At 74.4% G+C, this 23,093-nt stretch carries 18 protein-coding genes; 12 read left to right on the plus strand and 6 right to left on the minus strand.

Annotated features, from left to right (window positions below):
- Nucleotide 1: 1 nt before the first annotated feature.
- Together BMX74_RS34445 and BMX74_RS34450 are read right to left on the minus strand one after the other, a co-directional pair.
- Complete coding sequence (locus tag BMX74_RS34445) at nt 2–1,039, minus strand: FecCD family ABC transporter permease (protein ID WP_091104721.1); 1,038 nt, start codon at nt 1,037–1,039, stop codon at nt 2–4.
- On the minus strand, nt 1,036–2,007 hold the full coding sequence (locus tag BMX74_RS34450) for a FecCD family ABC transporter permease (protein WP_091104722.1): 972 nt from the start codon (nt 2,005–2,007) through the stop codon (nt 1,036–1,038). Before BMX74_RS34450 ends, BMX74_RS34445 begins: the two co-directional genes overlap by 4 nt.
- Before the next feature lie 93 nt (nt 2,008–2,100).
- Between BMX74_RS34450 and BMX74_RS34455 the strand changes: the two genes are divergently transcribed.
- From BMX74_RS34455 to BMX74_RS34490, 8 genes are read left to right on the plus strand one after another with little or no spacing between them, the layout of a single operon-like run.
- Entirely contained in the window at nt 2,101–2,853 is a 753-nt protein-coding gene (locus BMX74_RS34455; protein ID WP_055506895.1) for a 2,3-dihydro-2,3-dihydroxybenzoate dehydrogenase, read from the plus strand.
- Nucleotides 2,850–3,977 carry an isochorismate synthase gene (locus BMX74_RS34460; RefSeq protein ID WP_091104724.1) on the plus strand — a complete coding sequence of 376 codons (1,128 nt, stop codon included), beginning with the start codon at nt 2,850–2,852 and terminating at the stop codon, nt 3,975–3,977. Before BMX74_RS34455 ends, BMX74_RS34460 begins: the two co-directional genes overlap by 4 nt.
- Nucleotides 3,964–5,475, plus strand: a complete 1,512-nt coding sequence (locus tag BMX74_RS34465; RefSeq protein WP_055506897.1) for a (2,3-dihydroxybenzoyl)adenylate synthase — start codon at nt 3,964–3,966, stop codon at nt 5,473–5,475. The genes BMX74_RS34460 and BMX74_RS34465 overlap by 14 nt, the downstream gene beginning before the upstream one ends.
- A gap of 2 nt (nt 5,476–5,477) precedes the next feature.
- Nucleotides 5,478–6,086 carry an isochorismatase family protein gene (locus tag BMX74_RS34470; protein ID WP_176573515.1) on the plus strand — a complete coding sequence of 203 codons (609 nt, stop codon included), beginning with the start codon at nt 5,478–5,480 and terminating at the stop codon, nt 6,084–6,086.
- A complete protein-coding gene (locus tag BMX74_RS34475; RefSeq protein WP_177227621.1) occupies nt 6,083–6,274 on the plus strand; it encodes a phosphopantetheine-binding protein in 192 nt (63 codons plus the stop codon). The genes BMX74_RS34470 and BMX74_RS34475 overlap by 4 nt, the downstream gene beginning before the upstream one ends.
- Complete coding sequence (locus BMX74_RS34480) at nt 6,267–10,340, plus strand: thioester reductase domain-containing protein (RefSeq protein ID WP_091104727.1); 4,074 nt, start codon at nt 6,267–6,269, stop codon at nt 10,338–10,340. Before BMX74_RS34475 ends, BMX74_RS34480 begins: the two co-directional genes overlap by 8 nt.
- Nucleotides 10,334–10,624 (plus strand): DUF2218 domain-containing protein, encoded by a 291-nt coding sequence (locus BMX74_RS34485; protein WP_055506901.1) that lies wholly within the window; start codon nt 10,334–10,336, stop codon nt 10,622–10,624. The genes BMX74_RS34480 and BMX74_RS34485 overlap by 7 nt, the downstream gene beginning before the upstream one ends.
- Nucleotides 10,625–10,652: 28 nt before the next feature.
- The gene (locus tag BMX74_RS34490; protein ID WP_091104728.1) at nt 10,653–12,380 is read left to right on the plus strand and encodes a serine/threonine protein kinase; all 1,728 of its coding nucleotides are present in this window, start codon (nt 10,653–10,655) and stop codon (nt 12,378–12,380) included.
- Nucleotides 12,381–12,493: 113 nt separating this feature from the next.
- Here the strand turns inward: BMX74_RS34490 and BMX74_RS34495 are convergent, their stop codons facing one another.
- Nucleotides 12,494–13,387 (minus strand): serine/threonine-protein kinase, encoded by an 894-nt coding sequence (locus BMX74_RS34495; protein WP_055506903.1) that lies wholly within the window; start codon nt 13,385–13,387, stop codon nt 12,494–12,496.
- A gap of 41 nt (nt 13,388–13,428) precedes the next feature.
- The gene (locus BMX74_RS34500; protein ID WP_091104766.1) at nt 13,429–15,279 is read right to left on the minus strand and encodes an N-6 DNA methylase; all 1,851 of its coding nucleotides are present in this window, start codon (nt 15,277–15,279) and stop codon (nt 13,429–13,431) included.
- A 77-nt stretch (nt 15,280–15,356) separates the two neighbouring features.
- Here BMX74_RS34500 and BMX74_RS34505 point away from each other — a divergent pair, with 77 nt between their 5' ends.
- Together BMX74_RS34505 and BMX74_RS43440 are read left to right on the plus strand one after the other, a co-directional pair.
- Nucleotides 15,357–16,127: a PP2C family protein-serine/threonine phosphatase gene (locus BMX74_RS34505; protein WP_055506904.1), complete on the plus strand. Its 771-nt coding sequence runs from the start codon at nt 15,357–15,359 to the stop codon at nt 16,125–16,127.
- Nucleotides 16,128–16,283: 156 nt separating this feature from the next.
- Nucleotides 16,284–17,189, plus strand: coding sequence for a CHAP domain-containing protein (locus BMX74_RS43440; RefSeq protein ID WP_256257452.1), 906 nt, complete (start codon nt 16,284–16,286; stop codon nt 17,187–17,189).
- A gap of 35 nt (nt 17,190–17,224) precedes the next feature.
- On the opposite strand, the gene BMX74_RS34515 is transcribed toward BMX74_RS43440, so the two are convergent.
- Nucleotides 17,225–18,274 carry a glucose 1-dehydrogenase gene (locus BMX74_RS34515; RefSeq protein ID WP_091104730.1) on the minus strand — a complete coding sequence of 350 codons (1,050 nt, stop codon included), beginning with the start codon at nt 18,272–18,274 and terminating at the stop codon, nt 17,225–17,227.
- 105 nt (nt 18,275–18,379) lie between these two features.
- Between BMX74_RS34515 and icmF the strand changes: the two genes are divergently transcribed.
- A complete protein-coding gene (gene icmF / locus BMX74_RS34520; RefSeq protein ID WP_091104731.1) occupies nt 18,380–21,589 on the plus strand; it encodes a fused isobutyryl-CoA mutase/GTPase IcmF in 3,210 nt (1,069 codons plus the stop codon).
- Between the two features lie 111 nt (nt 21,590–21,700).
- The gene (gene tpx / locus BMX74_RS34525) at nt 21,701–22,201 is read left to right on the plus strand and encodes a thiol peroxidase (protein WP_091104732.1); all 501 of its coding nucleotides are present in this window, start codon (nt 21,701–21,703) and stop codon (nt 22,199–22,201) included.
- Here tpx and BMX74_RS34530 read toward each other — a convergent pair.
- Complete coding sequence (locus BMX74_RS34530; protein WP_091104734.1) at nt 22,171–23,085, minus strand: TIGR03619 family F420-dependent LLM class oxidoreductase; 915 nt, start codon at nt 23,083–23,085, stop codon at nt 22,171–22,173. The genes tpx and BMX74_RS34530 overlap by 31 nt on opposite strands.
- Nucleotides 23,086–23,093: the final 8 nt, after the last annotated feature.

Consider the following 23,093-nt stretch of genomic DNA (forward strand, 5'->3'; position numbering starts at 1 on the left):
CCTACCCGCGCCCGGCCCAGCGGGACGGCCGCCACTCGCGGTGGAGCAGCCAGGCCAGGTAGAGCCCGCCGACGCCCGCCGTCAGCACCCCCACGGGGAGCTGGCCGGGCGTCGGCAGGCGCTGTGCCAGCAGGTCGGCCGCGACCAGGAGCAGCGCCCCCATCGCCGCCGACGCCGCCGCCCCGGGGCCGGGCGCCCGGGTGAGCCTGCGGGCGAGCTGCGGCGCGGCCAGCGCCACGAAGCTGATCGGCCCCGCGCACGACACCGCCACCCCGGACAGCCCCACCGCCGTGAGCAGCAGCGTCAGACGCAGCCGCTCCACGCGCACGCCCAGCGCCCCCGCTGCGGCGTCGCCCATCTCCATCAGCGCCGCCGCCCTGCTCGTCGCCAGCGCGGCCGGCAGCGCCGCCGCCACCGCGAGGGCCACCGGCCACACCCGGTCCCAGCCAGCCCCCGCCAGGCTGCCGATCAGCCACACCTTCGCCCCCTGCGCGTCGTCCAGCTCGGCCCTGGTCAGCAGGTACGAGATCAGCGCGTTCAGCATCGCCGTCACCCCGACGCCCACCAGCACGAGCCTGGCGCCCTGCACGCCGTGCCTGAACGACAGCGCGTACACGAGCAGGCCGGACCCGAGACCGCACGCCAGCGACGCAAGGGAGACGGCGGTCGTGCTCGCCCCGCCCACGACCAGCAGCATCAGGACGGCGCCCGCCGCCGCCCCGGCGTTCACCCCGATGACGTCCGGGCTGCCGAGGGGGTTGCGCGACAGGCTCTGCACCACGGCGCCGCCCGTGCCGAGCGCGGCCCCGACCAGCAGGGCGAGCAGCGTCCTGGGGGCGCGGAAGGCGTACACGACGAGTTCCGAGGCGGCGTCGCCCCGGCCGAGGAGGGTGCGCAGCGCGCCGGCGGGGGAGACCGCGGTGCCCGTGCTCAGCGCGAGCAGGCCCAGCCCGGCCGCGGCGGCGGTCAGGCAGGCCACGACCACGCAGGCGCGTACGTGGACGCGCACCGCGACCCCGGAGACCCGCAGCGTCCTCACGGGGCGATCACCCGCCGCCTGCGCAGCAGGTAGATGAAGACCGGCGCCCCGACGAACGCGGTGACGACGCCGCTCTCCAGCTCGGCGGGCCTGGCCACCACGCGGCCCAGCACGTCGGCGCCGAGGAGCACCGCGGGGGCGAGCAGCGCCGAGTGGGCGAGCAGCCTGCGGTGGCCGGGCCCGGTGAAGGCGCGGACGGCGTGCGGGGCCATGAGCCCGACGAAGCCGATCGGCCCCGCCGCCGCGGTCGCCGCCCCGCACAGCAGCGCGACGGCGAGACCGCCCAGCAGCCTGGTGCGGCCGAGGCTCGCCCCCAGGGCGCGTCCGGCCTGGTCGCCGAGGGCGATCGCGTCGAGCCCGCGCGCCAGGCTCAGCGCCAGCACGCTCCCCACCAGGACGAACGGCGCCACCTGGGCCACCACGTCGAGCGGGCGCCCCGCGAGCGCGCCGACGTCCCAGAACCGCCACTGGTCGAAGGCGCCGGAGTCCAGCGCGAGCACGCCGTTGACGGCGGCGAGCAGCGAGGCGCTGACGGCGGCCCCGGCGAGCACGAGCCTGGTGGGATGGTGCGAGCCGAGCAGGTGGACGGTGACCGCCGCCGCGAGCGCTCCGGCCATGGAGAACCACACCCAGGCGGTCACGTCGTGGGCGCCGAGGAACAGGATGGCGCAGACCACGGAGAGCGAGGCGCCGGCGTTGACGCCGAGCAGGCCCGGGTCGGCGAGCGGGTTGCGGGTGAGCGCCTGCATCAGCGCGCCGGCCAGGCCGAGCGCCACGCCGACGCACAGGCCGAGCAGGGTGCGGGGCAGGCGCAGCTCGTGCAGGACGGCCGCGCTCTCGCCGCCGTCCGGGTGCCAGAGCTGCCGCCACAGCTCGGGGAGCGGGATGGCCTGGGATCCGACCGCCAGGCTCGCCGCGACGGTCACTGCCAGAACCCCCACGGACAGGGCAAGTCCCGTCAACCGCATGAAACCCCCTTATTTAGGTAAGCCTTACCTTAGCTTGAGCCATCAGGATCTTCCGCTCTAGATTAGGTAAGGCTTACCTAAGAAGGAGTGTGCATGGAGTTCCATGGACGCCACGCGCTCGTGACCGGCGCGGGACAGGGCATCGGTGCGGCCGTGGCAGCCGCCCTGGCCGGTGCGGGAGCCGCCGTCACCGCGCTCGACCTCGACGGCGCGCGGGCCGAACGGGTCGCCGCCCGCCTCCGGGCCGACGGCCGCCAGGCCGTCGCCCGGCAGGCCGACGTCACCGACCCCGCCTGCGTCGAGCGGGCGGTCGCCGCCGCGGAGGCCGAGCACGGCCCGCCCGCGATCCTCGTGAACGTGGCCGGCGTGCTGCGCACCGGACCCGTCCTGGAGTGCGCCGACGCCGACTGGCAGCACGTGTTCTCCGTCAACGCCGCGGGCGTCTTCCACGCCTCGCGGGCCGCGGCCACGCGGATGATCCCGGAGCGCCGCGGCGTGATCATCACCGTCGGGTCGAACGCCGCCGGCGTGCCCCGCGCCCTCATGGCCGCCTACGCCGCCTCCAAAGCCGCGGCCACCATGTTCACCAAGTGCCTGGGGCTGGAGCTGGCGCCGTACGGCATCCGCTGCAACGTGGTCGCCCCCGGCTCCACCGACACCGCCATGCAGCGCTTCCTGAACGGCGACCCCGTGCAGGGCTCGCCCCGCCTGTACCGGGTGGGCATCCCGCTCGGCCGCGTCGCCGACCCCGCCGACGTCGCCGAGGCCGTGCTGTTCCTCGCCTCGGACCGCGCCAGGCACATCACCCTGCACGACCTCTACGTGGACGGGGGCGCCTCCCTGTGACCATCGACGAGTTCCCGCCCGCCTCCCCGTGCGGCGCCCTCGCCGACTTCCTGCTCGCCTCGCCGCGCGGCACCCTCGCCGCGGGCGGCGCCTACTTCTCCGTCCCGCCGTCCGCCCGCGAGCACGGGCTGGCCGACCTGCCCGCCCGCGTCCGCGGCGCGCTCGGCGTGGCCGTGGCCGCCGGCCACCCCACCCCCATCGTCGTGGGCGCCATCCCGTTCGCGCCGGACGCCCACGCCCACCTGTTCGTCCCGCAGTGGGCGCGCAGGGGCCGGCCGCCCGTCGCGGGCGGCATCCCGGCCGGACCGGGGGCCGAGCCGGGCGAACCGCGGCAGGTGCCGCCGCCGGACGACTACGCCGAGGCGGTGCGGCGGGCCGTGGCGCGGCTGCGCGCCGGCGACCTGGACAAGGTCGTGCTCGCCCGCTCCCTCACCGTCCCCTACCGGGGCGACCTCGCGCCGCTCGTGGCCGCGCTCGCCCGGCGCGAGCCCGACGGCCACACCTTCGCCGCCGCGCTGCCCGGCGGCCGCACCCTGCTGGGCGCGAGCCCCGAACTGCTCGTGTCCAGGACGGGCCGGACCGTCGTCGCCAACCCGCTGGCCGGGTCCGCCCCCGCCGACGGCGACCCGGCCGCCCTGCTCGCCTCCGCCAAGGACCTGCGCGAGCACGCCCTCGTCGTGGACGCCGTCGCGGCGGCGCTGGAGCCGTACTGCACCGTGCTGCGCGTGCCGCCGCGGCCCTCGCTGACGCGGACGGGCGCCCTGTGGCACCTGTCCACCCGCATCACCGGCGAACTGGCCGACCCGGCGACCACGTCGCTGGAGCTGGCCGCCGCGCTGCACCCCACGCCCGCCGTGTGCGGAACGCCCACCGACGCGGCCCGGCGGCTGATCGCCGAGCTGGAGCCGTTCGACCGCGGCTTCTACACCGGACTGGTCGGCTGGCAGGACGCCGCCGGCGACGGCGAGTGGGTCGTCGCCATCAGGTGCGCGGTCGCCGACGGCGTGGCGCTCACCCTGTACGCGGGCGCGGGCATCGTCGCCGAGTCGGACCCGGCCGCCGAGCTGGCCGAGACGTCCGCCAAGTTCCGCACCGCCCTGGGGGCCCTGCGTGTGGCCGGATGAGTTCGCCGCCCGCTACCGGGCGGCCGGGTACTGGACGGGCGAGACGTTCGGCGCGTGGCTGCGCCGCCTCGCCGCCGAGAACGGCGACCGCCCCGCCGCGGACGGGCTCACCTACCGCGAGCTCGACGAGCGGGCCGACCGGCTCGCCGCCGGGCTGGGCGAGCTGGGCCTCGCGCGCGGCGACCGCGTCGTGGTGCACCTGCCGAACGGCGCGGCGTTCCTGGAGGCGGTGTTCGCGCTGTTCCGCCTCGGCGCGCTGCCGGTGTTCGCGCTGCCCGCGCACCGGAGCAGCGAGATCGCGCACCTAAGGAGCGCGAGCGGGGCCGCCGCCTACCTGACGAGCCGCGCCCTGGAGACGCCCTGGGACGGCCTGGTGGTCCGCGCCGAGGAGCCGCCGTACGCGCCGCCGCGCGACCTGGACGGGCCGGAACCCGGCGACGTGGCGTTCCTCCAGCTCAGCGGCGGCAGCACCGGCCTGCCCAAGCTCATACCGCGCACCCACGACGACTACCTCTACAGCGTGCGGGCCGGCGCCGGCATCTGCGGGCTCGGGCCGTCCACCGTCTACCTGTGCGCCCTGCCGGTCGCCCACAACTTCCCGCTCAGTTCGCCCGGCGTGCTCGGCGTGCTGCACGCGGGCGGCCGGGTCGTGATGGCGCCCGACCCGTCGCCGGAGACCGCCTTCGCGCTGATCGAGCGCGAACGGGTGACGATGACCGCGCTCGTGCCGCCGCTGGCCCAGCTCTGGCTGGACGCCGCGGCGCGCACCCGGCGTGACCTGTCCAGCCTGCGGCTGCTCCAGGTGGGAGGCGCGCGCCTGGCCCCCGACGTGGCGCGGCGCGTCCCGTCCGTGCTGGGCTGCCGGTTGCAGCAGGTGTTCGGCATGGCGGAAGGGCTGGTCAACTACACCAGGCTGGACGACCCCGACGACATCGTGCTGACCACCCAGGGGCGGCCCGCCTCCCCCGACGACGAGGTGCTGGTCGTGGACGACGACGACCGCCCCCTGCCCGACGGCGAGACGGGACACCTGCTCACCCGCGGCCCCTACACGATCAGGCGCTACCACGGCGACGCCGACCCCGCCGCGTTCACCGCGGACGGCTTCTACCGCACCGGCGACCTCGTCCGCCGCCTCCCGACCGGTCACCTCGTCGTCGAGGGGCGCGCCAAGGACGTGATCAACCGGGGCGGCGAGAAGGTGTCCCCGGAGGAGGTCGAGGGCCACCTGCTCGCCCACCCCGGCGTGCTCGACGCCGCCGTCGTCCCCGCCCCCGATCCCTACCTGGGGGAGCGGGCCCACGCCTTCGTCGTGCCCAGGAACGGCCCGCTGACCGGGGCCGAGCTCAGGAGGTTCCTGAGGGAACGCGGGGTGGCCGCGTACAAGATCCCGGACCGGGTGGAGTGCGTCGCCGCCTTCCCCGTGACCGGCGTCGGCAAGACCAGCAAGAGAGAGCTGCGCGCGACCCTGGGCGCGCGTCTACGAGGAGGAGAGTGACCGTGGCCCTGCCCGTCATCGAGCCGTACGCCCTGCCCGGTGAGCCGCCGCGCGGCCGGGTCGCCTGGAACCTCGATCCAGGCCGCGCCGCCCTGCTCGTCCACGACATGCAGAACCACTTCCTCGCGCCCTTCAAGGCCGGGCCGATCCCCGAGGTCATCGCCAACATCCAGCGGCTGCGCGAACGCTGCGCCGCGCTCGGCGTGCCCGTGCTGTACTCCGCGCAGCCCGGCGCGCAGGAGCCGCGCCTGCGCGGCCTGCTCACCGACTTCTGGGGTCCCGGCCTGGGCGCGGAGCCGTCGGCCGCGGCCATCGTCGGCCCGCTGCGGCCCGCCGACCCGTCCGCCGTGCTGACCAAGTGGCGCTACAGCGCCTTCGTCCGCACCGACCTGGACGAGCGGCTGCGGGGCCGCGACCAGCTCGTCCTCGTCGGCGTGTACGCGCACATCGGCGTGCTCGCCACCGCGCTGGACGCCTTCATGCGCGACATCCAGCCGTTCGTGGTGGCTGACGCCGTCGCCGACTTCTCGCTCGACCACCACCGGGGCGCGCTCGACTACGCCGCCCAGCGGTGCGCCGCCGTCGTCACCACCGCGCAGGTGCTCGCGTGAGCGCCGAGGAGCTGCGGACGCGGGTCGCCGAGCTGGTGGGCGAGCTCCCCGGCGACGACGACGACCTGATCGACCACGGCATGGACTCCATCAGGATGATGGCGCTCGCCGAGCGGTTCGGGGTCGACTTCATGGACCTGGCCGAGCGGCCCACCCTGCGGGCCTGGGGAGAGCTGATCCGTGGCTGAGCCGCTGCCGCTGCTGCCCGCCCAGGAGGGCATCTGGACCGGCCAGGCGCTCGACCCCGGCAGCCCCGCGTACAACGCGGGTGAGTACGTCGAGATCCGGGGGCCGCTCGACACCGCGCTGTTCGAGCGGGCGCTGCGCTCGGTGATCGGCGCGGCGCAGGCGCTGCACGCCACGTTCCCCGACGTGTCCGCCCAGGTCATCACCGTCACGGACGACTGGGAGCTGGTCCGCGCCGAGGCGTCCGGCGTCGAGGAGGCCGAGGCGTGGATGCGGACGGACCTGGAGACCGTCGTGGACCTCGCCCGCGGCCCGCTCTTCCGCCAGGCGCTCCTCGCCGTCGGACCCGGCCTGCACCTGTGGTACCAGCGCGTCCACCACATCGCCGCCGACGGGTACGCGTTCGCGCTCCTCGCCAGGCGGGTGGCCGCCCGCTACACCGCGCTGCGCCGGGGCGCCGGCGACGCCCCGCCTCCCGCATCCCTCGCCCCGCTGCTGGAGGAGGCGGCGGCCTACGCGGGGCCGTCCGGGCAGCGGGAGCGGGACCGGGAGTTCTGGCTCGCGCGCTGCGGCGGCATGCTGGCGCCGCCGCTGCTCGCCCCCGCCGCGCCCGCCGGGCGGCGGGTGCTGCGCAGGAGGGTGGAGCTGCCCGCGCCCGTCACCCCGGAGACCCTGGTCGCGGTGACCGCCGCCTACCTGCGCGAACGCACCGGGGCCGGCGAGGCGGTGCTCGGGCTGCCGGTGATGAACCGGCTCGGCTCGGCCGCGCTGAACGTCCCCTGCATGGCCATGAACATCGTGCCGCTGCGCGTGCCCGTGACGCCGTCGGCCACCCTGGAGGAGCTGACCGCGCGCGCGGGGGCGGAGCTGCGGGCCACCAGGCCGCACCACCGTTACCGGTACGAGTGGCTGCGGCGCGACCTGCGGCTGGTGGGCGGCGACCGGCGGCTCTTCGGGCCGGTGGTGAACGTGCTGCCGTTCGGCCGGTCCCTCCGGTTCGGCGAGGCGCTCGGCACGGTGCGGAACGTGGCGGCCGGACCCGTCGAGGACCTGTCGATCGCCGTGTCCACCGGGGCGGGGGAGGGCGCGAGGCCGTACGCCGACATCGACGTGAACGCGGCCGCGTACCGGCCGGACGAACTGGACGACCACGCCGAAGCCTGGCTCGCACTGCTGCGACGCCTCACCCGGGCGCCGGCCCGCCCCTGGCGCGCGGCGGCGGCCGGCCGGTCGTCCCCCGGGCTCCCGGAGGCGTCCGTGGCGCCCGATCGCGGGCCGCGGGGCCGGTCCCTGGGGGCGTCCGTCGTGCTCGACGGCGGGCCCCTGCCGGTGCCCGCCGTGCCGGTCGCGCATCTCATCGCAGGACGGGCCGCCGCGACCCCGCACGCCGTCGCCGTCGAGCGGGAAGGCCGCAGGCTCACCTACCGGGAACTCATGGAGGCGGCCCGGACCTTCGCGGACCGGCTGCGCGGGGCGCGCCTGGTCGCCGTCATGCTGCCGAGGGGCTTCGAGGCGATCACCGCGATCGTCGGCACCGTCCTCGCGGGGGCGGCGTACCTGCCGCTCGACCCCGCCTGGCCCGAGGCGCGGACCCGGGCGGTGCTCGCCGACGCCCGCCCCGACGCCCTGGTCACTCCCGGCAGCGTGGAGCGCCTGGCGGGCGGGCGCGGCGACGGGCACGCTCCCGGCCTCGCGTACGTCATGCACACCTCGGGCTCCACCGGCCGGCCGAAGGGCGTCGCGGTCGGCCACGAGGCGCTCGCCCACTTCGTCGCCGGCGCCACCGGCGTCTACGGCGTGCGGGCCGACGACCGGGTGCTGCAGTTCGCGCCGCTGCACTTCGACGCCTCCGTCGAGGAGATCTTCCTGACCCTGTGCGCGGGCGCCACCCTGGTGCTGCGCACCGACGAGATGGCGGGGTCCGTCCCCAGGCTGCTCCAGGCGTGCGCCGACCTCGGCGTCACCGTGCTGGACCTGCCGACGGCGTTCTGGCACGAGGTGGCCTACGCCCTCTCCGCGGGATCGGCCGTGCTCCCGCCCTGCGTGCGCACCGTCGTCATCGGCGGGGAGGCCGCGCTGCCCGAGCGGGTCGCGCGCTGGCACGCCGCGGTACGCGGCGGGGTGCGGCTGCTCAACACGTACGGGCCCACCGAGGCCACGGTCGTGGCGACGGTCGCCGAACTCGTCCCCGGCGACTCCGAGGCGCCCATCGGGCGTCCGCTGCCCGGGGTGCGCGCCGCCGTGGTGGACGGCGAGCTGGTGCTCATGGGCGGCGGCCTGGCCCGCGGCTACCTGGACGCCCCCTTCCCGGTGTGCGGCGGCGAGCGCGTCCACCGCACCGGCGACCTGGTCCGCGTCCGGCCCGACGGGCAGCTCGTCCACCTGGGGCGCGCCGACGACCAGTTCAAGATCAGCGGGCACCGGGTGGACCCCGCCGAGATCGAGAGCGCGCTGCTGCGCCATCCCCGGGTGCGGGAGGCCGCCGTCGCGGGCCGGTCCGGGGCGGACGGCGTCAAGCACCTGGCCGCTCACGTCGTGCAGGAGCCGGGGCCGCCGCTCACGGCCGCCGAACTGCGCCGCCACCTGACGGCCTGCCTGCCGCCCGCCGTCATCCCCACCTCGTACGCCGTCGTGCCGCGCATCCCGCGCACGCCGACAGGCAAGATCGACCGCGACGCCCTGCACACACCACCCGGTCAGGGAACGCCGCGGGCGGCCGGGCCGGCCGGCGGTCCCTCCGCCGGGCTGATGCGGCTCGTGGTGCGGGTCTGGGAGGACGTCCTCGGGACGACCGGCCTGTCGCCGGGCGACGACTTCTTCGAGCTGGGCGGGCACTCCCTCCAAGCCGTCCAGGTCGTCACCAGGCTCTCCGCCGCGCTGGGCCATGACGTGCCCGCCGCGCTCCTCTTCCGCCATCCCACCGCCGCCACCCTGACCACGGCCCTGACAGGGGTGGCGGGGGAGCCCGGCGTCGCGGCCCCGGAGGCCGGCTACCTGGGCGACGCGGTCCTCCCGCCGGACGTCCCCGGGCCGCGGCGGGCCTCACCCGCGCGCCCGCCGCGCATCCTGCTCACCGGCGCCACCGGCTTCGTCGGACCGCACCTCCTCACGGCGCTCCTGGAGGCGACCGACGCCCGCGTGGTCTGCGCGGTACGGGCCCCCGACGAGGCGTCCGCGCGGCGGCGGCTCGCCGAGGCCCTCGCCGCGCAGGACCTGCCGCACCTGCCCGAGGGCCGGGTCGACGTCGTCCCCGCCGACCTCGCCGCCACCCCCCTCACCGGCGACTACGCGGCCGTCTGCCACAACGCCGCCACCGTCAGCCTGACGCGCGGCTACGCCAGCGTGCGCGCCGTCAACGTCGCCGCCACGCTCGCGCTGCTCCGCCTCGGCGCCCCCTTCCACCACGTCTCCACGCTCGCCGTGGCCCCGCCGGGCGCACCCGTCGAGGAGGCGTACGTCCCCCCGCACGCGGGGCTGTCCGACGGTTACCGGCAGAGCAAGTGGGTCGCCGAGGAGCTGGTCCGCCAGGCCGCCGAGCGCGGCCTCCCCGCCGCCGTCCACCGCCTCGGCCGGGTCGTCGGCGCGCCGGACGCCGGCCAGGTCAACCCGTCCGACCTGTTCTGGAGGGTCCTGCGGGCCGGCATCCCGGTGGGGGCGCTGCCCGACCTGGACGTCGCCGAGCCCTGGACCCCGGTCGACTACGCGGCCCGCGCCGTCGCCGCCCTGGTCGCCGAGGGCGCGACCGGCGTGCACAACCTCGCCCCGCTCCCGCCCGTCCACCTGCGCGAGGCCATGGCATGGGTACGCGACTACGGCTACCGCGCCGCGGCCGTGTCAGTCGCGGAATGGACCGAGCTGGTCAGGCGGGGCGGCGCCGAGTCGGCGGCCACGGCCGCTTTCTTCGACCTGGCAGGGCAGCCGCCGCCCGCCATGGGGCCGGTCCGCTGCGGCCGGGCCGCCGCCTTCCCCTGCCCGCCCGTCGGGCGTCAGGCCATGTTCCGCTACCTCGACCACTGCGTGGAGACCGGCCTGCTCCCCAGGCCCCGTACGAAAGGTTCCGCATGCTGACCAGCACGTCCCGCGTGGAGACCGACCGCGCCGGCCGCTACCTCGCCCAGCTCTGCAAGCACTTCGCCCGCAAGGTGCCCGCCGAGTGGACCGACGACCACGGCACCGCCAGGTTCGACTGGGGCACCTGCGTGCTGCGCGCCCACCCCGACGCCCTGACTCTGCACGTCGAGGCGGCCGACGAGGAGAGCCTCGACCGGGTCAGGCACGTCGTCACCGACCACCTGGAACGGTTCGGCGCCCGCGACGGGCTGCGTGTGACCTGGTCGGGCCAGGCTCCGTGAGAGCGGGGCATCCGGCAGAATCGAGGTCATGTCCGGTACCGCCGCGCCACAGCCACTCCGCCCGACCGACCCTCGGGAGATCGCCGGATACGCGCTGCGCGGGCGGCTCGGCGAGGGCGGCCAGGGCGTCGTCTACCTCGGCGTGTCACAGGAGGGGCAGCAGGTCGCCGTCAAGCTCCTGCACGGGCACATCCTCCACGACGGCGAGGCCAGGCGCTACTTCCACCGGGAGCTGGCGGCGCTCCAGCGGGTCGCGCCGTTCTGCACGGCCCGCGTCCTCCACGCCGACCCCGACGCCGACCCGCCGTACGTCGTCAGCGAGTACGTCGAGGGCCCGTCGCTGCAGCAGGCGGTGCGCGAGCGCGGCGTCCTGACCGGCACGGCGCTCGACCGCCTGGCCGTCGCCACGGCCACGGCGCTGGGCGCCGTCCACTCGGCAGGGGTGGTCCACCGCGACTTCAAGCCCGCGAACGTGCTGCTCGGCGCCGACGGCCCGCGCGTCATCGACTTCGGCATCGCCCGGCCGTTCGACGCCACAGCGGCGACGACCAGCGGCGCCGTGGGCACGCCCGCGTACATGTCGCCCGAGCAGCTCGCCGGCGACCCGGTGGGGCCGCCCCTCGACATGTTCGCCTGGGCGTGCACCATCGCCTTCGCCGCCAACGGCGCGCCGCCGTTCGGCCACGAGCCGCTGCCCGCCGTCATCAACCGCATACTCAACGCCGAGCCCGACCTCGGGCGGCTGAGCGGGCGGCTGCGTGCCTACGTCGCCGCCTGCCTGGCCAAGGACCCGTCCCGCCGCCCCACCGCCCAGCAGGTGCTGCTCGGTCTCATGGACGACCGCCCAGGCGCCGGCCATCCCCTGCCCGGCCTCCAGGGCGCCGCCCCCGCCGGCCAGGCGGACGGCCGCGCGGGGAGCGGTGTCGGCGGGTACGTGCCGCCGGCGCTGCGGGACCTTCCGCCGCCCGACCCGGGCAGCCGCTGGTCCACGGTGCCGCCGCCCGCGCCGTCGTCGCCGACGCCCGTCACCAGGACACGCCGGGGCCGATCGGGCCTGATCATCGGCGCCGCCGTCGTCGCCGGCCTGGCCACCGCGAGCACCGTGACGATCATCGCCTTGAACGGCCCGGGCCGCGCCACCCCCACACCGTCGCCGTCGCCGGTCTCCGCCACCTCGCCCGGCACACCCGCGACGCCCTCGGCCTCGGCGACGGGCACCGAGGTCGTCCACACGCCCCGCCTCGGCCTGGAGGTCTGGCAGGGCGGCAAGGCCGTCCCGCTCGCGCTCACCGACACCGAGGGCCCCGTCACCACGGCCACGCTCGCCGCCGCGCCGCTGGAGCTGCGCTTCCCCAAGCTCGCCAAGGACCGCGCGCTGCAGATCTGCGCCTGGACCGACGACTCGGTCTTCTCCATCAAGGACGGCGGCAAGACCGACGACCAGCCGTGCTTCGCCCCCGGCACCGGCATCGCCGACTACGAGCGCGGCTCCGGAACCCTCTACCTCAACCGCGAGGGCCACAACTACCTCATCGGGGGCCGGGTCGAGCACCTGTCCGGCACGCAGGACAAGGTCTTCTTCTCCGCCGTCTTCAAGGACGGCTCGTCCACGCCGCTGAGCCGGCAGCGGGGCGACCTGTACCTCGCCGCCTTCGTCGACCTGAACGGCGACGGCAGGTTCAAACGGGCGGGGGAGGGCGAGTACGAGTACCTCGTCCTGCACTTCGCCGGCCCGACAGCCGGCTCCACGGGCTGAGGTCCTTCCGGGGGCGGCCCGTGCCGGTCCACGGCTGAGGTCGCACCGGAGGGGTGGGCGGGGGCGGGGCGTGCCGGTCCTTCGGGGGCTCGGGGGCGGTGAGGCCGTGGGGGTCACGGGGTGAGGGCGCGGCCTGCCATGCGGGCGTACATGCGGCCCGGGCTCGGGGCGAGGGTCAGGAAGCCGGGCAGCACGGGCAGGTTCACGGCGAAGGGGTCGAGCCGCTCGTACAGCTCGTCGGCGTCGGCGGGCCGGTCGTCGGGCTTCTTCTCCAGCACCTGCGCCAGCAGCTCGCCCAGCCCGGGCGGCAGGCCGGGGATCGCCGGCGGGCGTTCCTTCACCTGCTTCTCGAACACCACGTAGTCGGTGGGCCCGGTGAAGAGCTGCTCCCCGGTCAGCATCTCGTGCAGGACGCAGCCCAGGGAGTACAGGTCGCTGCGCGGCTCGGCCACGCCGTGCTGGATCTGCTCGGGCGCCATGTACGCGGGCGTGCCGAGGATCTGCCCGATGCGGGTGAACGTGGTCAGGTCGCCGTCGCGCAGCAGGGCGAGGCCGAAGTCGAGGACCTTGACGCTGCCGTCGGGGCAGAGCATGAGGTTCGTGGGCTTGAGGTCGCGGTGGCAGATGGACAGCGCGTGCGCGGCCGACAGCACGGCGCACGCCTGGGCCGCGATGGCCGCCGCCCACGGCACCGGCAGCGGGCCGTACTCGCTGACGACGTCGGCCACGGTGACGCCCTCGATGAACTGCATCACCTGGTACAGACGCTGCTCGTGGGTGCCGAAGTCGTACAGGACGGGCGCGCCGGCGTGTTCCAGCCTGGCCAGGATGCGGGCCTCGCGCAGGAAGCGGCGCTCCAGCTCCTGGTCGGGGCCGCCGCCGGGCAGCCTGAGGAACTTGACGGCGACCCTGCGGTCCAGGTGCCGGTCGTGGCCGGCGTAGACGGCGCCCATGCCGCCCTGGCCGAGGGGGAGGTCGTCGAGCTCGTACCGGTCCCCGATGACCATTCGCCCCTCCCCGCGGTCTTTTTCGGGAAAAAAGTACACCGTCAGGGCTGCGGGTGCAGGTGTCCGTCGGTGAGCCCGTCCAGGCCGAGCCTGATCAGGGTCTGGCCCAGGGAGGACGTCTCGCGCAGCGCGTCCTCCAGCACGGCGAGCTGGCGGAAGGCCTCGCCGTAGGCCCGCTGCTCCTTCAGCGGGAGCCGTGGCAGGCGGGTGCGGCGCACGTCGAACCTGCTGGAGCCCGTGGTGGCCCGGCCGCCCGCGGCCCGCAGGTAACCCGCGAGGAAGTCGGGGTCGAGCCTGCGCGCGTCGACCCGGTAGAGGGTCAGGTGCGGCCCGAGCGCCGCCCCGCCGTCGGTCATCACCCGCACGGCGGAGTACGACGCCACCACGTCGCCTGGACGGATCACCACGAGCCCCTGCTGCTGCGTGGTCAGCCCGGTGGGGCCGGTGCCGTTGGCGAGGTCGTCGGAGGTGAGCACCGGCACGTCGCCGCCGTCGGCGGTCATCTTCGGCGGCGCCTGCGACGCCGTCACCAGCCCCTCCTTGATGAGGTCGCCGAGCGTGGTGACGGGCTGGTCGAGCGGCTGGTCGAGGACCTTCAGGTCGGGCGGCACGGCGGTGGCGGCGAGGAAGCGGTCGCGGGCCTCGGCGAAGGCCCTTCCGAGGTCGTCGCGGCGCTGGTGGCGGGCCGGGGTCATGTCCACCTCGTCGGCCAGCAGGTCGATGATGCGGACCGTGTGGTCGGCGCGGTCGTCGAGGTAGGCGCGCCAGGCGGGCTCGACGGCGGAGAGGTCGGAGCCGGCGTTCATGATGAGCACGTCCGACGGCGGGCGCTCGCCGGCGGTGGGGCGGCGCAGCAGCCACAGGTCGCTGCCCTGCAGCGCGACGACCGCGCGCAGCGCGCCCGCGCGCAGCAGGTTGGCCCTGATGCGCCGCCCCGCCTTGCGGCTCGCGGCGGCGGGCGGCATGAGGATCGCCACCATGCCGCCCGGCCTGACGTGCGCGAGGCAGTGCTGCACCCAGGCCAGTTCGGGCTCGCCGCGCGGCGGCAGGCCGTACTCCCAGCGGGGGTCGCCGGTGAGCTCCTCGTAGCCCCAGGCGCGCTCGTTGAACGGCGGGTCGCACAGCACGGCGTCGGCCCTGCGTCCGGTGAACCCGTCGTGACGCATGGAGTCGCCGGCGGCGACGTCGGCCTCGACGCCGCGCAGCAGCAGCCGCGCGCGGGTGATGGCGGCGGACGTCTCGTTGAGGTCCTGGCCGAGGACGGCGCCCGCGCCGGGCGCGAGGAGCAGGGTGCCGACGCCGCAGGCCGGGTCGAGCACGGTGGCGCCCGCCGGGGCGGCGAGCCTGGCCATGAGAGCGGCCACCTCGTCGCGGGTGACGGCGAGCTGCCGGGAGTGGGCCTCGAAGTAGCGCTCGCACAGGAACTCGTACGCCGTCAGCGCGCCGTGCCGCTCGGCGAACTCGGTCACCAGCCCGGCCAGTTCGGGCTCCAGCTCCGGCTCCGGCCCGGCGGGTGGGTCGCCGTGCTGCCCGGCCGGGAGCGCCTCTGCTCCTGCCCCCGCCGCGCCGTCGCGGCCGGTGGACGGCGGCCCTGCCTCGCCGCGCCGGCGGGTCAGCAGCGCACCGGCCGCGGCCACCAGCTCGCCCAGGCGCAAATCCCCTGCGGCTTTCATGCGTTGCCACACCCGATCTCCCAGCGAGACCTGGTAGGACTTCCCATAGCGCCGCAGCCACGACTCGACCTGCCGCAGCGAGAACAGCGGCTGGTTCGCGGTTCCACCGACGGGATCGGGGAAGTCGTCGTGGCGGCGTCGCCAGTTGCTGACCGCGGCACGCCCGACGCCGGCGAGCCGGGCGATGTCCCCGGCGTTGACGGTCGGGTCGTGGCTCATGGTCACCACAGTAGTTCACAACCAGTCTTCAGCGCATCTGCTTGTGAAGTCTTTCAACCAATGATTTACTGCTGTCTATGAAGCACAACATCCGCTATGCCGCCGGGTCCGATGTGGGCCGCCGCAGGGAGCAGAACGAGGATTCCGGCTACGCGAGCGGCCGGTTGCTCGTGGTGGCTGACGGGATGGGTGGACACGCGGCCGGCGAGCTGGCGAGCGCGGCGGCGATCGCCGTGATGCGCGAGCTGGACGCCACGCTTCCCGAGACCGGCTGTGATCTGGAGGCGGCGCTGGAGGGCGCCGTGCACGAGGCCGCCCGCAGGCTGGTCGAGCTCGCCGACATCGACCCCGCGCGCAGGGGGATGGGGACCACGGTGACCGCGATGCTGTTCGACGGTTACCGGTTCGCCCTGGCTCATCTCGGTGACTCCCGCGGGTACCTGCTTCGTGATGGTGCGCTGTACCAGATGACCAAGGATCACACACTTGTGCAGTCCATGGTGGATGAAGGACGGATAACAGAGGATCAGGCCGCTGTCCACCCGCGGCGGTCGATGGTCCTGCGGGTGCTCGGCAGCGAAGGCAGGGCCGAGCCCGACATGGCGCTGCGCGAGGCCGAGCCCGACGACCGCTACCTGCTGTGCTCCGACGGCCTGACCACCGTCCTCGGCCCGGAGACGCTGCACGAGGTGCTGACCACGGTGGCCGACCCGAACGCCGCGGTGCAGCGGCTCATCGACCTGGCCAACGAGGGCGGCTCGCCCGACAACGTGACCGTGATCGTCGCCGACGTGGTCGCGCCGGGCGGGGGGGACGAGGGCGTCTACCGCGTGGGCGCCGGGGCCTGACGGCGCCGATCCCAGGAGTCCCACAGCCGAAATTTCAGCTCATAACTAGACACTTTCCCAGACATGCGAGCGAATCCGCGAGGGCGCTATTACAGTCCATCGTGATCTGCCGGTCATCTGGGAGGAGGCGTCCTGGACCCGATCGCGAAAGAGCTGCTGAATCAGGCACGGCGTGAACTCGGCTACAAGGAGAAGAAAGGCCAGTTCACCAAGTTCGGCCAGTGGTACGCAGATCGCGTCCAAGACCCCCAGTACCGTGACGCGCCGTGGTGCGACATGTTCATCGCGTGGGCCGCGGACAAGGCGGGGATCTCCGACTACGTCGGACAGTTCGCCTGGACGCCGTCCCATGCGGCCTGGTTCATCCAGCAGGGCGCCTGGACCCGCCAGCCGGAGCCGGGTGCCCTGGTCTTCTTCGACTGGCGCGGCGGCAAGAACTACAAGGGCGTCGACCACGTCGGCATCGTGGAGCGCGTCGACGGCAAGAAGATCCACACGATCGAGGCGAACGTGGACGGGGTCTGGCTCAAGCGCAAGACCCGCGACACCGACAAGGTCGTCGGTTACGGGCTGCCGCGCGTCGTCAAGACCAACGTCGAGCTGGCCGGGATCCGCTCCACCGAGCAGCCGTTCGTGCGGGCCACGCCGCGGGCCGAGCCCCAGGGCTCCTCGCCGCTCGACCTCATCGGCACGCCTCCCGCGCTGCTCGGCGTCATGGTGCTGGCGACCGTGCTGCTCTCCTTACGCTTCTCACGCCGCCGCGGCACCCACCGCCGCCCGGCCCAGCAGTGGAACGAGCCAACCCCCATGCCCGCCCAGGAGCCGCCCGCCGAGCCCGCGTGGTCGCCGTGGGAGCCCGCCGCCGAGCCCGCGGGGTCCTCCCCGGAGTCCGCGTGGTCCCCGTGGGAGGCGCCTGCTTCCGAGGCCGTCCGCCGGGAGGGGCCCGTCCGCGCGGTCGCCGGGCCGCCGACCCCGGAACCCGCCGTGGAGGCCGTTCCCGCGCCGCGAGGCGGCCCGACCAGGCGCAGGCCGTACGAGCCGAGAAGCCGCACCAGCGCCTGACACCGCCACGCCCTGACCGCCTGCGTCTGCCGCGTCTATGCGCCGAGTTCGATGACGACCTTGACGTCGTCGCCCCGCTCGAACGCGTCCGCCGCGTGCTCCAGCGGCACCCGGCGGGTGATCAGCCGCTCCAGCCACCCGGAGTCGGCCTGCGCGAGGGCCCGCGCCGCCGCCGCGAAGTGCCGCAGGTTGGCGTTGACCGTCCCGAACGTCACGTCGTTCTCCAGCACGATCTCCCTGTTGATCTGCCCGGCGTCCACGCGGTGGGTGCGCCCGCCCGGCGACAGCCCGGCCAGGCAGACGATGCCCGCGGGGGCGGTCGTGGTCATGGCCTCCAGGACGAGTGAGCCGGCCCCCGTGGCCTCGATGATGATGTCGGGCCTGTCCTTGGAGAACGGCTCCAGCGAGTCGCCCGCGTGGTAGGTCCCGCCCAGGGCGGTGACGAGCTCCGGCTTCAGTCCTTCGTCGGCCCGGTCGAGGACGTGCACCTCCAGCCCGCGCTGGCGGCCGAGCAGCGCGGCCAGCAGCCCGATCGGCCCGGCCCCTGTGACGAGCAGGCTGCGGGGCTCGAACCAGCCGCGCGACCCGATGTGCTCGATGTGCTCCCACGCCTTGGCCACCACGGACGCGGGCTCGACCAGCACCCCGACGGACGCGAGCGCCGGGTCGAGCTTGACGGCGTAGCCGGTCTCGACGGTCCAGCGCTCGCTGCCGTAGCCGTCGAGCTCCTTGATGCCGCGTTCGGTGTAGCGGCCGTTGCGGCACATGTCGAACTCGCCGTGGGCGCAGGCCCGGCACGGTTCGGGGTCGGGCCGGCGTACGACGCCCACGACCAGGTCGCCGGGGGAGAAGCCGGAGCCGTCGGGGGCCTCCAGCACCCGGCCGAACGACTCGTGGCCGATGGTCATGCGTTCCCTGCCGGGCGGCGGCCAGCCGTACTCGCCGGCGGCGAGCTCCCTGTCGGTTCCGCAGATGCCCAGCGCGAGTCCCTGGACGAGCAGTTCGCCGGGTCCCGGCCGGGGGTCGGGCACCTCCTCCACGCCGAGGGTGCCCTCCGTGCACGGCACGAACGTGAGCGCGCGCATCGCCGCACCACCTCCTCGACACCCGCCCCTACCCTGACGGTGCCAGGAAATAGTAGGACGTCCTAGTATCTTGTGGAGAGGCCCCTCACGAAGGAGTGATCAGGCGTGCACGTTCCGGCCCACCCCGTCCGATTCGTGACCGCCGCGGCGTTGTTCGACGGTCATGACGCGGCGATCAACATCATGCGGCGCATTCTTCAGTCGCAGGGGGCCGAGGTGATCCATCTCGGGCACAACCGCTCCGTCGACGAGATCGTCACGGCCGCCATCCAGGAGGACGTCCAGGGCGTCGCGATCAGCTCGTACCAGGGCGGACACGTCGAGTTCTTCAGCTACCTGGTGGAGCTGCTGCGGGAGCGCGGCGCCGGCCACGTCAAGGTGTACGGCGGCGGTGGCGGCGTGATCGTGCCGGAGGAGATCGAGCTGCTGCACTCCAGGGGGGTCCGCCGCATCTTCTCTCCCGAGGACGGCCAGCGGCTGGGGCTGCCCGGGATGATCAACAAGCTGATCGAGGACTGCGACGTCGAGCCGGGCGACCCGCCGTCCGTCGAGGCGGTCGTGTCGGGCGACCAGACGGCGCTGGCCCGCGCGATCACCCTCATCGAGTCGGACCGGGCTCCCGAGGAGCTGGTGGCGGGCCTGCGCGAGGCCGCGGCGCGCCGGGTCGCGCCCGTGCTCGGCATCACCGGCACCGGCGGCTCGGGCAAGTCGTCGCTGACGGACGAGCTGGTACGCAGGCTCCGGGTGGACAACGACGACAAGCTGCGCATCGCGATCGTCGCCATCGACCCCACCCGCAGGAGGGGCGGCGGCGCGCTGCTCGGCGACCGCATCAGGATGAACAGCCTCGGCGCCCAGACCTACTTCCGCTCCCTCGCCACGAGAGGCGCGCCCAACGAGGTGCCCGCCTGCGTCGACGACGTGATCGTCGCCTGCCGGGCCGCCGGGTACGACCTGGTCGTGGTCGAGACGCCCGGCATCGGCCAGGGCGACGCCGGGATCGTGGACCACGTGGACGTCCCGATCTACGTGATGACGCCCGAGTTCGGCGCGGCCTCGCAGCTTGAGAAGATCGACATGCTCGACTTCGCCGAGGCCGTCGTGATCAACAAGTTCGAGCGCCGCGGCGCCGAGGACGCGCTGCGCGACGTGCGCCGCCAGCTCGTGCGCAACCGGGCCGCGTTCGGCGTCTCGCCGGACGACATGCCGGTGTTCGGCACCATCGCCTCCCGCTACAACGACGCCGGCGTGACCGCCCTCTACCAGCACCTCAAGGGGCAGCTCGTGGAGAAGGGCATGCCCGCGGGCCCCGGCCTGCTGCAGAAGGTCGAGGGCCGCACGTCCAAGGTGTCGGCCGCGATCGTGCCGTCGGCCAGGTCGCGGTACCTGGCGGAGATCGCCGAGACGGTCCGCGCCTACCACGGGGAGACGCTCGCCCAGGCCGAGGTGGCGCGGCGCAGGCAGCAGCTCGCCGCCGTGCGCGCCCTGCTCGACGGCCCGGACGCCCGGCTGGACGAGCTGGCCGGCCGCGCGGAGAGCGAGCTGAGCGACGAGAGCCGCGCGCTGCTCGACGCCTGGCCGAAGCTCAAGGAGCAGTACTCCGCCGACGAGCTGGTCGTGAAGGTGCGCGACAGGGAGATCCACACGCCGCTGTGGCGCGACACCCTGTCGGGCAACCGGGTGCCGCGCGTGGCGCTGCCCCGCTACAGCGACCACGGCGACCTGCTGCGCTTCCTGCGCTCGGAGAACCTGCCCGGCCGTTTCCCGTTCACGGCGGGCGTGTTCCCGTTCAAGCGCGACGACGAGGACCCGACGCGGATGTTCGCGGGAGAGGGCGACCCGTTCCGCACGAACAGGCGTTTCAAGCTGCTGTCGGAGGGCCAGCCGGCGACCCGCCTGTCCACCGCGTTCGACTCGGTCACGCTGTACGGCCACGACCCCGACCCGCGCCCCGACATCTACGGCAAGGTCGGCACCTCGGGCGTCTCCATCGCCACGCTCGACGACATGAAGGTGCTCTACGACGGCTTCGACCTGACGGCGCCGAACACGTCGGTGTCGATGACCATCAACGGCCCGGCGCCCACCATCCTGGCCTTCTTCCTCAACACGGCGATCGACCAGGCCATGGACCGCTTCCGCGCCGAGCACGGCCGCGAGCCCGGTGAGGACGAGGCCCGCGAGCTGCGCGCCCGCACGCTGGCCACCGTGAGGGGCACCGTCCAGGCCGACATCCTGAAGGAGGATCAGGGGCAGAACACCTGCATCTTCTCCACCGAGTTCTCGCTGCGGATGATGGCCGACATCCAGGAGTGGTTCATCCGCAACGGCGTGCGCAACTTCTACTCGGTGTCGATCTCCGGCTACCACATCGCCGAGGCCGGGGCGAACCCCATCAGCCAGCTCGCCTTCACCCTCGCCAACGGCTTCACCTACGTGGAGGCGTACCTGGCGCGCGGCATGGACGTCGACGACTTCGCGCCGAACCTGTCGTTCTTCTTCTCCAACGGCATGGACCCCGAGTACAGCGTGCTCGGCCGGGTGGCCCGCCGCATCTGGGCGGTGGCGATGCGCGAACGGTACGGCGCGGCGGAGCGGGCGCAGAAGCTGAAGTACCACATCCAGACCTCCGGCAGGTCGCTGCACGCGCAGGAGATGGACTTCAACGACATCCGCACCACCCTGCAGGCGCTGATCGCCATCTACGACAACTGCAACAGCCTGCACACCAACGCCTACGACGAGGCCGTGACGACGCCGTCGGCGGAGTCGGTGCGCAGGGCGATGGCGATCCAGCTCATCATCAACCGCGAATGGGGCCTGGCGAGGAACGAGAACCCGCTGCAGGGCTCGTTCATCATCGACGAGCTGACCGACCTGGTCGAGGAGGCGGTGCTGAGCGAGTTCGAACGGCTCTCGGACCGGGGCGGCGTGCTGGGCGCGATGGAGACGGGCTACCAGCGCGGCAAGATCCAGGACGAGTCGATGCTGTACGAGACCCGCAAGCACGACGGGTCGCTGCCCATCGTCGGCGTCAACACCTTCCGCAACCCGCGCGGCGAGGAGCACCAGCCGGGCAAGCTGGAACTGGCCAGGGGCACCGAGGAGGAGAAGCGCTCGCAGCTCGACCGGCTGCGCGCCTTCCACGAGCGCAACAGGGCGGAGGCGCCCGCGCAGCTGTCCAGGCTGCGCGAGGCGGCGATGTCGCAGGGCAACGCGTTCGAGGTGCTGATGGAGGCGGCGCGGGTGTGCTCGCTGGGGCAGATCACCGAGGCCCTGTTCGAGGCGGGCGGCCAGTACCGGCGCAACGTCTAGCGGCAGCGTCCGACGGCGCCGTCCAGCGGCGCCGTCTGGCGGCGTCTGGCGGCGACGGCGGCGGCGCTAGGATCGCGACTCGGGGATCAACGACTCATCCAGGAGGCCTCAATGTCCGACGTCACCTTCAAGGGCAACCCGATCACGGTGGGCGGCACCTTCCCGAAGCCGGGCGACACCGCTCCCGCCTTCCGTCTGGTGGCCACCGACCTGTCCGAGCGCACCCTGGCCGACTTCGCGGGCAAGACCACGGTGCTGAACATCTTCCCGAGCGTCGACACGGGCGTGTGCGCGGCGTCGGTGCGCCGGTTCAACCAGGTGGCCTCCGAGCACCCCGACGTGGCCGTGCTCTGCGTCTCCGCCGACCTGCCGTTCGCCCAGAACCGGTTCTGCGGCGCCGAGGGCCTGGCGAACGTGACGATGCTTTCGCTCATGCGGGGCCGTGAGTTCCTGCAGGACTACGGCGTCGCGCAGGAGTCCGGGCCGCTCGCCGGCCTGGCCGCCCGCGCGGTCGTCGTGGTCAGCGGCGAGGGCGAGGTCGTCTACTCCGAGCTGGTGCCGGAGATCACGCAGGAGCCCGACTACGAGGGCGCGCTCGCGGCGCTCAAGTAGGCGCGGAACTCCCCGGCCAGCTCCATCAGGTGCCGGTCGTCGGCGGCGGTGTGCTGGAGGTCCAGGATGAGCTCGTGGGCCCCGGCCTCCGCCGCCGCCAGCAGGTGGTCGCCGATCTGGGCGACGGTGCCGCTCCTCGGCGGCGTCGCGTCCCGGGTGGTGATCTCGGGGTTGGCGCGCAGCACCATCCGCAGCGCGTCCGGGTCGCGTCCGGCCCGTTCCGCGCTCTCGCGCACGGTGTCCCACATCGAGGTGAGCATCGGGATCGGCAGGGTGGCGGTCAGCCAGCCGTCGGCCCTGCGGCCGATCCTGCGCAGCGCGGCGGGGCCGAAGCCGGCCAGGTAGAGCGGCGGGCGCACCGCCGGCTTGGGCTCGATGTGGCTGGGCGCGATCGTCCAGTGCTCGTCCGCGTACTCCACTGGGTCGGTGGTCCAGATCGCCTCCAGCGCGTCCAGGGTCGCCTCGTAGCGCCTGGCCCGGCCCTCCCAGGGCACGCCGGCGGCGGCGTACTCGTCGGACGACCAGCCGAGGCCGAGGCCGGCGCACAGCCGCCCGCCGCTCAGGTGGTCGATCGTGGTGAGCGAGCGGGCCAGCACCACGGGCGGGTACCAGCAGGCGTTCAGCGCGCTCGTGCCGAGCCGTACGCGGGTGGTGGCCGACGCGGCCACGGCGAGCACCGCGAACGGGTCGAGGAAGACCCGGTGGGCGGGCGGTATGGCGCCGTCGCCGCCCGGGTAGCGGTCCTTCGGCCGCAGCGGGGTCAGCAGCCGGTCGCCCGCCCAGAGCGACGCGTACCCCTGAGCCTCGGCCTCGCGTGCGACGCGCAGCACGCTGTCCAGCGTGGCGAACCTGCCGTACTGCGGCACCGCCAGCCCGATCTCCATGCCTAGTT

It is taken from the genome of Nonomuraea pusilla (assembly GCF_900109355.1).
Taxonomy (GTDB): domain Bacteria; phylum Actinomycetota; class Actinomycetes; order Streptosporangiales; family Streptosporangiaceae; genus Nonomuraea; species Nonomuraea pusilla.

Bases quoted from the DNA above. Each gene is read 5' to 3' on its own strand.
- BMX74_RS34455 (WP_055506895.1), top strand. From the start codon at position 2,101: ATGGAGTTCCATGGACGCCACGCGCTCGTGACCGGCGCGGGACAGGGC.
- BMX74_RS34500 (WP_091104766.1), bottom strand. From the start codon at position 15,279: ATGAGCCACGACCCGACCGTCAACGCCGGGGACATCGCCCGGCTCGCC.
- tpx (WP_091104732.1), top strand. From the start codon at position 21,701: ATGTCCGACGTCACCTTCAAGGGCAACCCGATCACGGTGGGCGGCACC.
- BMX74_RS34495 (WP_055506903.1), bottom strand. From the start codon at position 13,387: ATGGTCATCGGGGACCGGTACGAGCTCGACGACCTCCCCCTCGGCCAG.
- BMX74_RS34450 (WP_091104722.1), bottom strand. From the start codon at position 2,007: ATGCGGTTGACGGGACTTGCCCTGTCCGTGGGGGTTCTGGCAGTGACC.
- BMX74_RS34490 (WP_091104728.1), top strand. From the start codon at position 10,653: ATGTCCGGTACCGCCGCGCCACAGCCACTCCGCCCGACCGACCCTCGG.
- BMX74_RS34505 (WP_055506904.1), top strand. From the start codon at position 15,357: ATGAAGCACAACATCCGCTATGCCGCCGGGTCCGATGTGGGCCGCCGC.
- BMX74_RS34485 (WP_055506901.1), top strand. From the start codon at position 10,334: ATGCTGACCAGCACGTCCCGCGTGGAGACCGACCGCGCCGGCCGCTAC.
- BMX74_RS34515 (WP_091104730.1), bottom strand. From the start codon at position 18,274: ATGCGCGCGCTCACGTTCGTGCCGTGCACGGAGGGCACCCTCGGCGTG.
- BMX74_RS34530 (WP_091104734.1), bottom strand. From the start codon at position 23,085: ATGGAGATCGGGCTGGCGGTGCCGCAGTACGGCAGGTTCGCCACGCTG.